The 13,613-nt window shown below is 64.5% G+C and carries 15 protein-coding genes; 10 read left to right on the top strand and 5 right to left on the bottom strand.

The annotated features are described in order from the left end of the window. Positions 1-9: 9 nt before the first annotated feature. The 4 genes from AC5P9W_RS15670 to AC5P9W_RS15655 form a co-directional block, all read right to left on the bottom strand. Positions 10-249 (bottom strand): SlyX family protein, encoded by a 240-nt coding sequence (locus tag AC5P9W_RS15670; RefSeq protein WP_019660397.1) that lies wholly within the window; start codon positions 247-249, stop codon positions 10-12. Continuing rightward, positions 242-1,591 carry a UDP-glucose dehydrogenase family protein gene (locus tag AC5P9W_RS15665; RefSeq protein ID WP_019660398.1) on the bottom strand — a complete coding sequence of 450 codons (1,350 nt, stop codon included), beginning with the start codon at positions 1,589-1,591 and terminating at the stop codon, positions 242-244. The genes AC5P9W_RS15670 and AC5P9W_RS15665 overlap by 8 nt, the downstream gene beginning before the upstream one ends. Positions 1,592-1,614: 23 nt before the next feature. After that, on the bottom strand, positions 1,615-2,592 hold the full coding sequence (locus AC5P9W_RS15660; protein WP_019660399.1) for an FKBP-type peptidyl-prolyl cis-trans isomerase: 978 nt from the start codon (positions 2,590-2,592) through the stop codon (positions 1,615-1,617). A gap of 96 nt (positions 2,593-2,688) precedes the next feature. Next, entirely contained in the window at positions 2,689-3,276 is a 588-nt protein-coding gene (locus AC5P9W_RS15655) for a glutathione peroxidase (RefSeq protein ID WP_019660400.1), read from the bottom strand. Between the two features lie 365 nt (positions 3,277-3,641). On the opposite strand from AC5P9W_RS15655, the gene AC5P9W_RS15650 reads away from it, so the two are divergent. From AC5P9W_RS15650 to AC5P9W_RS15620, 7 genes are all read left to right on the top strand, one after another. Further along, the gene (locus AC5P9W_RS15650; protein ID WP_032955307.1) at positions 3,642-3,887 is read left to right on the top strand and encodes a hypothetical protein; all 246 of its coding nucleotides are present in this window, start codon (positions 3,642-3,644) and stop codon (positions 3,885-3,887) included. 2 nt (positions 3,888-3,889) lie between these two features. Beyond that, positions 3,890-4,249, top strand: coding sequence for a GntR family transcriptional regulator (locus AC5P9W_RS15645; RefSeq protein ID WP_006453095.1), 360 nt, complete (start codon positions 3,890-3,892; stop codon positions 4,247-4,249). Further along, complete coding sequence (locus tag AC5P9W_RS15640) at positions 4,249-5,124, top strand: ABC transporter ATP-binding protein (protein WP_206621999.1); 876 nt, start codon at positions 4,249-4,251, stop codon at positions 5,122-5,124. Before AC5P9W_RS15645 ends, AC5P9W_RS15640 begins: the two co-directional genes overlap by 1 nt. Next, entirely contained in the window at positions 5,121-6,149 is a 1,029-nt protein-coding gene (locus tag AC5P9W_RS15635) for an ABC-2 transporter permease (RefSeq protein ID WP_019660402.1), read from the top strand. The genes AC5P9W_RS15640 and AC5P9W_RS15635 overlap by 4 nt, the downstream gene beginning before the upstream one ends. 25 nt (positions 6,150-6,174) lie before the next feature. Beyond that, on the top strand, positions 6,175-7,062 hold the full coding sequence (locus tag AC5P9W_RS15630) for a DUF4097 family beta strand repeat-containing protein (protein ID WP_206622000.1): 888 nt from the start codon (positions 6,175-6,177) through the stop codon (positions 7,060-7,062). A gap of 30 nt (positions 7,063-7,092) precedes the next feature. Further along, the gene (locus AC5P9W_RS15625) at positions 7,093-7,698 is read left to right on the top strand and encodes a YggN family protein (protein ID WP_021202712.1); all 606 of its coding nucleotides are present in this window, start codon (positions 7,093-7,095) and stop codon (positions 7,696-7,698) included. A gap of 106 nt (positions 7,699-7,804) precedes the next feature. Further along, on the top strand, positions 7,805-8,230 hold the full coding sequence (locus tag AC5P9W_RS15620; RefSeq protein ID WP_032953534.1) for a hypothetical protein: 426 nt from the start codon (positions 7,805-7,807) through the stop codon (positions 8,228-8,230). Positions 8,231-8,335: 105 nt separating this feature from the next. Here the strand turns inward: AC5P9W_RS15620 and AC5P9W_RS15615 are convergent, their stop codons facing one another. Then, positions 8,336-9,763, bottom strand: a complete 1,428-nt coding sequence (locus AC5P9W_RS15615; protein WP_111101754.1) for a class II fumarate hydratase — start codon at positions 9,761-9,763, stop codon at positions 8,336-8,338. Between the two features lie 292 nt (positions 9,764-10,055). On the opposite strand from AC5P9W_RS15615, the gene purB reads away from it, so the two are divergent. From purB to AC5P9W_RS15600, 3 genes are all read left to right on the top strand, one after another. Then, positions 10,056-11,423 (top strand): adenylosuccinate lyase, encoded by a 1,368-nt coding sequence (gene purB, locus AC5P9W_RS15610; RefSeq protein WP_049439940.1) that lies wholly within the window; start codon positions 10,056-10,058, stop codon positions 11,421-11,423. A gap of 451 nt (positions 11,424-11,874) precedes the next feature. Further along, on the top strand, positions 11,875-12,540 hold the full coding sequence (locus AC5P9W_RS15605) for a T6SS immunity protein Tdi1 domain-containing protein (RefSeq protein ID WP_206622001.1): 666 nt from the start codon (positions 11,875-11,877) through the stop codon (positions 12,538-12,540). 369 nt (positions 12,541-12,909) lie between these two features. Then, positions 12,910-13,266, top strand: coding sequence for a hypothetical protein (locus tag AC5P9W_RS15600; protein ID WP_134735989.1), 357 nt, complete (start codon positions 12,910-12,912; stop codon positions 13,264-13,266). The last annotated feature ends 347 nt before the right edge of the window (positions 13,267-13,613 follow it).

The following is a 13,613-nucleotide window of genomic DNA, read 5'->3' as shown; positions in this document are numbered from 1 at the left end:
GGATTCGGATCAGTAGTGCGGCGGCGGCGGTTCGCTCGCCGGATCGGAAGAATTCAGTGCGTTGCGGACCTTGCCCAGGTCCTCCAGCAGGACGCGCAGCACATCGGCATTGCGCATGCCCTGCATGCGGGCATCAGCCAGCGCATCGCTCAACTCGGCCAGCGCCTGTTCCTGGAAGGACACGCGCATCTCCAACTCGACCAGGCGCGCTTCCAGCGCCTGCTCGCGTTCGGTCGGTAGATCAGACATGCAGCGAACGCCCCCGGCCGATGCCGTAGTACGCCAGGCCGGCGGCTTCCACTTCGGCCGGCTCATAGAGGTTGCGGCCGTCGAACACCACCGCGTCCTTCAGCTGCTCGCGCAGCTTCTGGAAATCGGGACTGCGGAACTGCTTCCACTCGGTCACCACGACCAGGGCATCCGCGCCCTGCAGCGCTTCGTCAGCATTGCTGCAGAACACCAGGTCATCGCGTTCGCCGAAGATGCGCTGCGATTCGTGCATTGCTTCCGGATCGTAGGCACGCACCGTGGCACCGCCTTCCCACAGCTGCGCCAGCAGGCGACGGCTGGAGGCTTCACGCATGTCATCAGTGTTCGGCTTGAAGGCCAGGCCCCACACGGCGAAGGTCTTGCCGCGCACCCCTTCGTCCTCGCCCTTGTCGTAATGACGCTGGATGAGGGCGAACAGATGGCCCTTCTGTGCATCGTTGACCGCTTCCACTGCATTGAGCAGCTTCGGCTCCAGGCCATGCTGCTGGGCCGTACGGGCCAATGCCTGCACGTCCTTCGGGAAGCACGAGCCGCCGTAGCCGGCGCCCGGGTAGATGAAGTGCCAGCCGATGCGCGGGTCCGAGCCGATACCCTGGCGGACCTGCTCGACGTCGGCACCGACGCGTTCGGCAATGTTGGCGATTTCGTTCATGAATGAAATCTTGGTTGCCAGCATCGCATTGGCGGCGTACTTGGTCAGCTCGGCCGAACGCACGTCCATCTCGACCACGCGGTCGTGGTTGCGGTTGAACGGCGCGTACAGGCGGCGCATTACCGCTACCGACTCATCGCTGGTCGCACCGATGATGATGCGGTCCGGGCGCATGCAATCGGCGACTGCGTCGCCTTCCTTCAGGAATTCCGGATTGGACACCACGTCGAAGGTGATGTCCGCGCCACGCGCGGCCAGCTCTTCGGCAATGGCGGCGCGCACCTTGTCGGCGGTACCCACCGGCACCGTCGACTTGTTGACCACCACGGTGGGCACGCTCATGTGCCGGCCGATGGTACGGGCAACGGCCAGCACGTACTGCAGATCGGCGCTGCCATCCTCGTCCGGCGGGGTACCCACGGCGATGAACACTACCTGGCCATGCGCGATCGCCGACGCGGCATCGGTAGTGAATGCCAGCCGCGACGCGGCGTGGTTGGCCTTCACCATCGGCTCCAGGCCAGGCTCATAGATGGGAATGACGCCCTGGTTGAGGCCATCTACCTTGGCCTGGTCGATATCGACGCAGACCACCTGATGACCGACATCGGCCAGGCAGGTACCGGTCACCAGTCCAACGTAACCCGTACCAAAAATCGCAACGCGCATATCCGTATTCGCTCCTCGATGACTTACGGCAGGACGCCCAGCAGCTCGACGTCGAACGTCAAAGTCGCGTTCGGGCCGATCGGGCCGCCGGGAGTGCCGTTCTCACCGTAGGCGAGTTCGCCCGGAATCCAGAAGCGGTACTTCGAACCGACCGGCATCAGCGCAACGCCTTCGGTCCAGCCCTTGATCACCTGGTCCAGGCCGAACTCAGCCGGCTGGCGGCCGTAGGAACTGTCGAACACGGTGCCGTTGAGCAGCTTGCCTTCGTAGTTCACGCGCACCTTGCTGCTCGGCAGCGGACGCTCGCCGCTACCCGGGCGGATCACCTGGTACTGCAGGCCCGACGCGGTGGTCACCACGCCCGGCTGGGTCTTGTTCTTGGCCAGGAACGCATTGCCTTCCTCGCGGTTGGTCTGCGCAGCGGCGGCGGCCTTGGCCTGCATTTCGGCCTGCTTGCTGCCCATGAAGGCCTGAATGGTGGCGGTCGCGTCAGCTTCCGTCATCTTCGGCTGTCCCTTGCTCAGGCCGGTGCTGATCGCGTCAAACAGCGAGGCGACGTCGATGTCATCCTTCAGTTGCGCCAGCGACGGGCCCACCGAGTAGGAACCGATCATCTGCGAGACCTTGACGCGGTCGACCTTCGGCGGCTGCGAACCCGGCGCCACGCCCGGCACCTGCTGGCCGCTGCGGGCCATCACGACCTGGCGCAGGGCCGCGTCGGTGGCCTTGGCCTGTTCCTGGGTGATCTGCGGCTGCAGGCCTTCGAACGAACGCTCCACGGCGGTGCGCAGCGCGGCCACGTCGATCTCATCGGCGATCGGAGTGAACGACTTGGCCACGTCCAGGCCGATGGCGTAGCCCAGCTTCTGCTTGGGGGAATTCAAGGTTGCGGTCTCCTTGGCGGCTGCGGGGGCAGCCGGTTGTTGCGACAGAGCGACACCCGAAGTGCCCATCGCCAGAATCAGAACCGACGCCGCGGCGCCGCGCATTCCCATCTTCATTCGCTGCATTCCTGGAAGTGTCTGGGCGCCGACGTCGGCGCGAAAAGGATCATTGTCGCACGCATGCCGTCGATGTCGAGGCATGCGTGCCGGATATCAATGCGTGGCGGCGGCCGCCAGCGCCTTGTCGATGGCCGCGATCAGCTGCGGATCGTCCGGCGTCACCTTGCTGGCGAACTGGGCGATGACCTTGCCATCGCGGCCCACGAGGTACTTGTGGAAGTTCCAGGCCGGCGCAACGCCGGTCGCTGCGGTCAGCCGCTGGTACAGCGGCGTGGCCTGCGGACCGACCACATGCACTTTCTCGAACATCGGGAACCTGACGCCGTAGGTCAGGGTGCAGAAGTCCTGGATCTGCTTCTCGTCACCGGGCTCCTGGCCCTTGAAATCGTTGGACGGGAAGCCGAGCACCGCGAAGCCCTTGCCGGCGTACTGCCTGTGCAGCGCCTCCAGGCCTTCGTACTGAGGGGTATAGCCACACTTGCTGGCGGTATTGACCACCAGCAGCACCTGGCCGTGGTAGCGCTGCTGCAGGTTGACCTGCTGCTTGCCAGCCAGCGGCCGATAGCTGACGTCGAGCAGGTCGGCGGCCAGCGCATTGGCCGAGGCTGCCAGGCCGAGGGCCAGCAGAGTCAACAGGGACAGGCCGCGGAAGCGGTGCGGGAAGGCGGTCGACAGGGGCATGGGAACGTTCCGCAATAGCCGTTTCAAGGGTCCGGCCAGCATCGGCCGGGAATCGGCCGAACTATAGCACCGGGCCCTGTGGCACCTGTCGGCCCCGCCGTGGCACAGCTTTGCCGGGCTTGGCGACAGCCTGTGGGAAACGGCCGCGGCGCGTCGTCATTGACATAGGATTGACGTGATTGAATGGAAGGCGGTCAGGGAAGCCGGTTTTACCAAACAATTTTTCCTTTATTATCAATTGCCTGGATGGATATGGCGCGTTCTTGACCGCCCCTGCCAGCAGTTGGGTGATGTGGGGGCTTGCACCCCGGCGTGCCGGTGTTATAGTTGCATACAACACCAGTCACCTGAGACAGGGGGAAGCCATGAACGTCCGGATCCGTCGCAACCTCACCGCACACGCGGCCGTCGCTGTTTCGACCCTGCTCGTGCTGGCCTGGTGGGCCACGCCCACCGCCCCTGCTTCTGCCGCTGCCGAAAGTGCGCAGGACGCGACGCTCTCCCCGGCAGGGAATGCCACCCCCTCCTCCCCCCCTCCCCCGCGTCGGCTGCACAGCGCGCTGTCCATGCCGTATTTCTCGTTCGCCCAGCCGCTGATCCCACGGAGCTGAACATGAGCGACATCCAGTGGAGCGACGGCGCTCCCATCTACCGTCAGTTGAAGGAGCGCGTGATCGCCATGATGCTCGACGGAATCCTCAAGCCGGGCGATGCCCTGCCTTCGGTGCGCCAGGTGGCCGCCGACTATCAACTCAACCCCATCACCGTTTCGCGCGCCTACCAGGAACTGGCTGACGAAGGCCTGGTGGAGAAGCGCCGCGGCCTGGGCATGTTCATGACCGAGCAGGCGGCTACGCAGCTGCGAAGCAGCGAGCGCGACCGTTTCCTCAACGAAGAATGGCCGGCGGTCCTGGAGCGCATCCAGCGCCTGGGCCTGAGCCTCGACGAATTGCTGCCCCAGGGGAAAGTCTGATGAAGAGCACTGCAAGTGAAGCGGTCATCACCGCCCGAGGCCTGCGCAAGGCCTACAAGACCACGGTTGCCCTCGACAACGCCACCTTCAGCATCCCAAGCGGGCGCATCGTCGGCCTGATCGGGCCCAATGGCGCCGGCAAGACCACCGCGCTGAAGGCCATTCTTGGCCTGACCTCGGTGGAGGGGGACCTGAGCGTGCTCGGGCGTGACCCGCGACTGCACCGCGACGAACTGATGAATGACATCTGCTTCATCGCTGATGTCGCCGTGCTGCCGCGCTGGTTGAAGGTCCGCGAAGCGATCGACTTCGTCGCTGGCGTTCACCCGCGCTTCGACCGCGCCCGTTGCGAACGCTTCCTGGCCAACACCAAGCTGCAGCCGAAGCAGCGCGTGCGGGAGCTGTCCAAGGGCATGATCGTGCAGCTGCACCTGGCGCTGGTGATGGCCATCGATGCCCGCATCCTGGTGCTGGACGAGCCGACACTGGGCCTGGACATCCTGTACCGCAAGGAGTTCTACCAGCGCCTGCTGGAAGACTACTTCGACGAACAGAAGACGATCATCGTCACTACCCACCAGGTGGAGGAAATCGAGCATATCCTCAGCGACGTCATGTTCATCCGTGATGGCCGCATCGTGCTCGACGCTGAAATGGACGACGTCGGCCAGCGCTATACCGAGCTGCTGGTCAATGCCGAACAGCTGGACACCGCCCGCGCATTGAAGCCGATCGACGAGCGCAGCCTGGCGTTCGGCAAGACGGTGATGCTGTTCGATGGCGTGCCGCGCGCCCAGCTTTCCTCCCTCGGCGAGACCCGCATCCCGGGCCTGGCCGACCTGTTCGTCGCCATCATGAAGGGGACCTACGCATGAACGCCGTCAACCACCCCGTCAGCCCGATCGGCACCCTGCGCTGGCTGCTCAAGCGCGAGTATTGGGAGAACCGCGGCGGATTCCTCTATGCACCGTTGATCGCCGGACTGATCTCGCTGGTGATGAGCACCATCGGCATCGCGTTCGGCCTGTTCGCGCTGCATCGTGCCGCGCGCGACGGCGGCCTGCACATCGACGGCGAAGATGTGAACATCAATGGCCTGGACCTGGCGCTGCTCACCCGCGACATCAGTGCCAAGGACCTGGCCGATCTCGGTAACGGCCTCGACCTGACCCTCGTGCTCAGCTCGGCGTGGCCATTCCTGGTCCTGGCCTTCGTGGTGTTCTTCTACTGCCTGGGCGCCCTGTACGATGACCGCCGCGACCGCAGCATCCTGTTCTGGAAGTCGCTGCCGCTGTCGGACACCCAGACGGTGCTGTCCAAGCTGATCAGTGCGCTGATCGTGGCCCCGCTGATCGCGGTGATCGCTGGCATCATCACCATGCTCGGCTTCATGCTGGTCATCAGCATCGTCGCGCTGATGCACGGTGGCAGCCCGATGACCCTGATCTGGGGCCCGGCCAGCCCGTTGACCCTGGCTGCCGGCCACCTGAGCTGGATTCCGGTCTACGCGCTGTGGGCCCTGCCCACCGCCGGCTGGCTGCTGCTGTGCTCGGCCTGGGCCAAGAGCAAGCCGTTCCTGTGGGCGGTGATGCTGCCGCTGTTTGCCGGCGTCATCGTCAGCACCACCAAGATCATGCCGCTGTTCGGTCTGACCACCGGCTGGTTCTGGCAGAACATCGTCGGCCGCCTGCTGCTGGGCGGCGTACCCGGCATGGACCTGCTGTATCGCCTCGGCGCAGGTGAAGGGTCGCGCCGCGATCTGGACTCGGTGGTCAGCCTGATGTCCCCTGCCTCGCAGCTGAAGTCGCTGGCGATGCCGGAACTGTGGATCGGTGCGGCCGTCGGTGCAGTGTTCATCTTCCTCGCCATCCGCCTGCGCAAGCGCGCCGGCGAGATCTGACTCCACCCATCCGGAGGCACCACCCATGCGTTCCCTGCTCGCCTGTTCTGCGTTGTTGCTGTTGCCGCTGTCGGCGCTGGCCGCCGATGCCCCTAACTGCAAGTTCACCGCTGCCCGTACGTTGAAGCTGGAGACATCCGGCGCCAAGGCGGTGGTGTTCGAGGTGAACCAGCATGACCTGAAGGTGGTCGCCAGCAAGGGCGGTGGCCAGCTGGATGGTCGCGCCTGCGCCTCCAGCCAGGAATGGTTGGACCAGCTGGTGCTGGATCAGCGGAAGGAAGGCGACAAGCTGGTGGTCAGCCTGCGCCGCGAAGGCCGCGACAGCGGCATCAGCCTGGGCAACAGCTATGCCTGGCTGGACATCCGCGGCAGCGTGCCGGACAACCTGCCGCTGCAGCTCAAGGTCGGCTCCGGCGATGCCAGCGTGGAAAACGCGCAGTCACTCAGCGTGGACGTCGGTTCCGGTGACGCCGTGGCCCGCGGAACCCGTGGCAGCATTCACGCCGCAGTGGGTTCGGGCGACCTCAACATCGATGGCGGCGGCTCCCTGAACCTGCTCTCGCTGGGTTCGGGCGACGTCACCGTACGCAACATCACCGGCGACGCCAGCACCGGTACCGTCGGCTCCGGTGACCTGAAGATCACCGATGTGCGTGGCAACGTGCGGCTGGATACCGTGGGCTCGGGTGACATCGAGTTCAAGCGTGTGCAGGGCAGCGTTGAAGTGGGCGTGGTCGGCTCCGGCGGGGTCGATCTGGCCGATATCGGCGGCAATGTGCATGTCCGCAGCCACGGTTCGGGCGACATCCACGTCGACGGGGTGCGCGGCACCCTGACCGTCGATCGCAGCGGCAGCGGTGACGTCGATCATCGCAACGTCAGCGGCCGGGTCACCCTGCCGCGCAGCAAGTAACCCTTTTCCAGACACCACCAGGGGAACACCATGAACCTGTTGCGCCTGCTGCCTGCCACCCTGCTGTGCCTGCCGCTGATCGCCTGCGGCGGCACGTCCTCCACGCCTGATACCACCGTCGGCAAAAGCGTGGCCGAGGCGACCAGCGGGGTCGGCCAGACGGTCAAGGAGGCCATGGACGATGCCCGCAAGGACATCGCCCAGGGCAACATCAAGATCTCGGCCGACAAGCAGCCGCGTGCGGAGATCACGCCGGACGGGCGGCTGCTGATCGGCGGCAAGGAAGTGCCGGCCGATGAGGCCCAGCGCCGGCAGCTGCTGGAATACCGCGGCCACGTCGTTGCCATTGCAATGGACGGCATGGATGTCGGCCTGGCCGGTGCCAAGCTCGGCGCCAGTGCTGCCGGAGAGGCCCTGAAGGGCATCTTCAGCGGCGACAGCGAGGGCATCGAGAAGCGGATCAATGCCGAGGCGGAGAAGATCGAAGCCCAGGCCAAGCGCATCTGCAACCGCATGCCGGCGATGCTGGCCAGCCAGCAGGCGCTGGCCGCATCGCTGCCCGCGTTCAGGCCGTACGCCACGATGGACCAGAGTGACGTCGACGACTGCGGCAAGGACACCGTGGTCCAGCGCTAGGCCTGTGACAGATCAGCGCACCCGGCCGGCAGCGGCGCCCCGCTGCCGGCCGTAACGTGCCGACCGGCTTACAATGTCGGCCCCGGACGCCCCCGAACCGAATGCCATGAAGAAGTTGTTCCTGCTGCTGGCCGCCCTGCTCTGCCTGGGCCTGGTCGGCTGTGACAAGGATTACCGCAACCACCGCGCCGAGCGCGGCAAGCCCAAGATTTCCGTCAGCGAAGGGATGGTGACCGTGCGTCGCCCGCCGGCACCGAACATCATCATCCTCGGCGATGGCACGATGAAGGTGGACGAGATCCAGATCCCGCTCGACGAAGGGCAGAAGCAGATGCTGCAGACGATGTTCGGCCGGCTGCAGGTACTGCGCCAGAACACCCTGGTCGCCGCCCCGGCCGATCCCAACATGCAACCGGTGAAGATCCAGCCGCCGGAAGGCATGGAAGTGATCCCGGCCGACCTGGTCCAGCGCATCCCCGAGTTCAAGGACTACACCGACACCTTCGGCAACATCGTCGCCGACCGTCGCTGAAAAAACGCCGCCCCCTGGGCGGCGTTTCCTCTTGTAGAGCCGAGCCCATGCCCGGCTCAGGTCCAGGAAGCAGCCGAGCATGGGCTCGGCCCTACGACCGGCGCATCAACCGCCGCCGCCACCGCCCCCCGCGTGGATGCCACCGGCAGTCAGCGCGGTGGGGTCCAGCAGGCGGCGCAGTTCCGCTTCCTGCAGGCCGCTGTCTTCCAGCGCGACGTCCAGCACCGGGCGCTGTTCCTTGTAGGCACGCTTGGCAATGGCCGCTGCCTTCTCGTAGCCGATGATCGGGTTCAGCGCCGTGACCAGGATGGGATTGCGCGACAGCGCCTCGGCAACACGGTCTTGGCGCACCTTCAGCCCGGCAATCGCGCTGTCGGCCAGCAGCCGCGACACATTGGCCAGCAGGCCGATGCCATCCAGCAGGTTCACCGCGATCAGCGGCAGGGTGACGTTGAGCTGGAAGTTGCCGGTCTGCCCGGCCACGGTGATCGCGGTGTGGTGGCCAATCACCTGCGCGCACGCCATCACGGTTGCTTCCGGAATCACCGGGTTGACCTTGCCCGGCATGATCGAGCTGCCCGGCTGCAGTGCCGGCAGTTCGATCTCGCCCAGCCCGGCCAGCGGACCGGCGTTCATCCAGCGAAGATCATTGGCGATCTTGATCAGCGCCACGGCCAGTGCATTGAGCTGGCCCGACAGTTCCACGGCATCATCCTGCGCGGCCAGGCCCTCGAACTTGTTCTCGGCGCTGTCGAACTTGAAACCGGTCTGTTGCTTCAGTGCCTTGGCCACCTGCGCGCCGAAGCGCGGGTCGGCATTGATGCCGGTGCCGATGGCGGTGCCACCCAGCGGCAGGCGGCGCACGCGCTTGAGGCTGTCTTCGATGCGCTCCTGCGCCGAGGCCAGCTGCGCCGACCATGCGCCGAACTCCTGCTCGAAGGTCAGTGGCATCGCGTCCATCAGGTGGGTACGGCCGGTCTTGACCACCTTGCGCAGGCTGCGGCCTTTCTTGTCGAGGGTCTTGCGCAGGTGCACCAGCGCCGGCAGCAGCTGTTCGTGCGTCGCCAGCACCGCCGACACGCGCAGCGCGGTCGGGATCACGTCGTTGGAGCTCTGCCCCTGGTTGACGTGGTCATTGGGATGCACGGTGGTCTTGCCCGCCTTGCCGGCACGGTTGGCCAGGGTGGCGATGACCTCATTGGCATTCATGTTCGACGACGTGCCCGAACCGGTCTGGTAGACGTCGATCGGGAAGTGCGCGTCCCAGTTGCCGGCGGCCACTTCGGCAGCAGCGGTCTGGATGGCCTTGGCCACGTTCTTCGGCAGGTGGCCCAGCTCGGCGTTGACGCCGGCGGCAGCGCCCTTGACCAGGCCCAGGGCACGGATGAAACCGCGCGGCATGCGCTGGCCCGACACCGGGAAATTCTGCACGGCACGCTGGGTCTGGGCGCCCCACAGGGCGTCCGCAGGCACCTGCAGTTCGCCCATGCTGTCGTGTTCGATTCTGAAACCCTTGCTTGCAGCTTTGCTCATTGCATCAACTCCGCACTACTTCAGTTGGGGAAAGGGAAGCGGCGGCTGGCAGGGTGTCGCTTCCCGGGCTGGCGGCTGCGCCAACGATACTCCCTTGCCCGCAGCGTGGGATGACGAGGACGGGCCAGAACGTTCCGTCCGCAGGGCCGTGTTGTAGAGCCGAGCCCACGCTCGGCGTCCCGCAGGGCGCCGGATTCTCCGAAGCAGCCGAGCGTGGGCTCGGCTCTACAGGGCACGCCCCGCCGGCACGTCGTAGAATATCGGCCCCGCCGCTCGTCCCAGCCCTGCCGACATGTCCGATTCCGCCCTGCTCGCCCTGTCCCCGCTCGATGGCCGCTATGCCGGCAAGGTCGACGCGCTGCGCCCGATCTTCTCCGAATACGGCCTGATCAAGGCCCGCATCACGGTCGAGGTGGAATGGCTGCTGGCGCTGGCCGCCGAACCGGGCATCGTCGAACTGGCGCCGTTCTCCGACGCCGCCGTCGCCCGCCTGCGCGACCTGGCCGCCCGCTTCAGCCCGGCCCAGGCCGCGCGCGTGAAGGAGATCGAGCGCACCACCAACCATGACGTCAAGGCGGTGGAGTACTTCATCAAGGAACAGCTGAAGGACGACGCCGAACTGGCCCCGGCGCTGGAATTCGTGCATTTCGCCTGCACCAGCGAAGACATCAACAACCTCAGCTACGGCCTGATGCTGGAACAGGCCCGCCGCGAGGTGCTGCTGCCGACCCTGGACGGCATCGCCAGCACCCTGCGCAGCCTGGCCCACGCCCAGGCCGGCCAGCCGATGCTGTCGCGCACCCACGGCCAGACCGCCTCGCCGACCACTTTGGGCAAGGAACTGGCCAACGTGGTCGCTCGCCTGGAACGCCAGCGCCGGCAGATCGCCGCGGTCGAACTGACCGGCAAGATCAACGGTGCCGTCGGCAACTACAACGCCCACGTGGCCAGCTACCCGGACGTGGACTGGCCGGCCTTCGCCGAGCGCTTCGTGACCGGCCTGGGCCTGGTATTCAACCCGTACACCACGCAGATCGAGCCGCACGACAACGTGGCCGAGATCGGCGATGCCGCACGCCGCGCCAACATCATCCTGATCGATCTGGCCCGCGACATCTGGGGCTACATCTCGCTGGGCTATTTCAAGCAGCGCCTGAAGGAAGGCGAAGTCGGCTCGTCGACGATGCCGCACAAGGTCAACCCGATCGATTTCGAGAATGCCGAAGGCAACTTCGGCATCGCCAACGCGCTGTTCGAGCACTTCAGCGCGAAGCTGCCGATCAGCCGCTGGCAGCGTGACCTGACCGATTCCACCGTGCTGCGTGCACTGGGCACCGCGTTCGGCCACAGCCAGGTGGCGCTGGATTCGCTGGCCAAGGGCCTGGGCAAGCTGGAAGTGAACCCGCAGCGCCTGGATGCCGATCTGGACGCGGCCTGGGAAGTGCTGGCCGAGGCCGTGCAGACGGTGATGCGCCGCCATGGCCTGCCGAACCCGTACGAGCAGCTGAAGGCGCTGACCCGCGGCCAGGGCATCACGGCCGAGTCGATGCGTGCGTTCGTGCAGGGGCTGGAGCTGCCGGCGGATGCGAAGCAGCGCCTGCTGGAGATGACCCCGGGCAGCTACACCGGCCTGGCCGAGTCGCTGGCGAAGAAGATCTAAGAGGTTTCCGTTGCGGCGGCGGCCGCGGGCGCTGCCTGCGGCAGGCAACAGCAACGTCAAAGGCGGCTCTGGGTTATGTCGCGCTTGGCGGGGCGGGTTGGGTTCGCGGGGGACGCCGTGAATCCGTCCGTGGAGGCTTGGCAGCCGCATCCATGCGGCTGACACCCCCGCGACCCCATCCCTCCCCACCTCTGACAGTTGTCCGGTGACGGATCGAAGAGCGTTGGGTTGTCGGGACGGAATTTGAAAGAGGGACGCGGCTTCGCCGCGTCCCTTTTGTCGTTTCTGGCTCCCATCCTCATTTCATGCCGCACACCGGGGCAAGGCAGGCCGGAGGGACCGTTTCTGAAAACGGGCCAACGTCGGTATTGCCTGATACGTTCGACCATCAACAAGTCCGGCAGATGACGTATTCGCGCCGCAGATTCGAAGGCCAAACTGCAGATCAGAAATGAGTAAACTAATTGACTACATCGTCAACGAGCATGGACACCCAAAGCTGTGTCGCTCGCTCACCCGCGACGAGTGGAATTCACTTCCAACATCCCTTCCTGATCAACTCCGCGAACTCTTCGCTAAGCTGGGCTTTTTCTTCACACTGCAAGGCCAGCTCCAGACATGCCACCCCAGGAGTTTCAAAGGCATTCTGGATGCAGTGTTCGACCGCGACGAGCAATTCAACAGTACGAATTGCCATGCGTTTTGCCATAGTGCGTTCGGCAATATTTTCTTCTATCACGAAGTCTTCGGCATCGGAGAGATAGAACTTATGCATGGCTCAGTGATGTGTGAGACATCTGCACGAGATACAGATGCCGGAATGCATCTTGAACATGCCATCGAGATCCCATTTATGCTCGACGCAGAGGATATCGATGCTTACGACAAAGATGACAGACGGCTATTCTCCAGAGCACGGAAGAAGCTTGGGCCCTTAGAGATCGGTGAATGCTATGGATTCCAGCCACTGCTTTCACTGGGTGGGGAGAACACCATTGAGAATCTGAAGAAGGTCGAGGCCATTGAGCAATTAGGGATCCTGTGCCAGGCACAGGACTTCTCCTTATACGAGTATTCATCGTATGGAACCCGGGCGCTTGTCAGATCATTCAGTTGAAATCACACGGCGATCTTCAGATCGACAACTACAGATCTCCTCCCGGTCTTGATACTTCCTGGTAGTTTCTGCGACCTGTGTCTGATCCTGTAGCCCTAAGCCTACGCCGGGCTGCTTTTCGCAATGGCAAAAGCAGCCGAGCGTGGGCCCGGCTCTACACGAGCAAGCGCAGCGCGCGCCCCTTTCCGGTGACGGATCGAAGAGCATTCGGTTGTCGGGACGGAATTTGAGAGAGGGACGCGGCTTCGCCGCGCCCCTCTTGTCGTTTTCGGCGCCAACTTTCCCGCCCGTCTACACGTCGGGCAATACAGGCCACGGAGCTCTTCAACAGTCGTACTTCAAGTTGGTCTTGACTGATATGTTCAGCGGATGTCATCCACCGCATCACAATTGATTGAAGTGACGGCCAGCGAACTGGATATGGCCATCGATGACGATGAGCTCACTTTCCTTTTTGTCCGTTGGGGCCAGACGGGACAGTATCTGGACATCACACGCGAGTGTGGAGAAGGCGGAACCTATCTCGAGTTCTGCGACCAAGGCGCCGGTTTCTATCCGGATAGCATCGAGATGACTTTTGCCGACGGCATCCTCGCCGTGCAGCTGGGCCCCACCCAAACCCTTGGGCCTAACGTGCAGGAAAGTCGCATTCATATCAGCTTGAGCAAGGTCTCACCTGACATTGAGTCGCTGCACGCCTGCATCTCCTTTCTGAGCTCCAGATAGACCACAGACAAGCTGGTAAAGGCGCGCTGATGTAGAGCCGAGCCCATGCTCGGCTGCTTGTTCCAACAGCAAGCCGAGCGTGGGCTCGGCTCTACAGATGCACGAGCAAGCGCAGCGCGCGACCCGCTCTTGCCTTTGATTTTCTTCTTCCATTCCGTGGCGGGCCGCGCAGGAAACTGTCAGGGGCCGGGCGGGTGGGCTGCGCGGGGGTGTCTGATCTGGCCCCCTGAAAACGGACGCCATGAAGCCGTTTCAGGCGGCAGCCCGGAGCTGCCGGGCGTAGTTGTTAGGCGAGTGGTAGCCCAGCGCCGAGTGTAGCCGGGCTGGATTGTAGAAGCCGTGGATGT

It is taken from the genome of Stenotrophomonas sp. YJH_SMC_33 (assembly GCF_059372295.1).
Note: the sequence above shows the minus strand (reverse complement) of the source record. Positions and strands in the feature narration are given on the sequence as shown.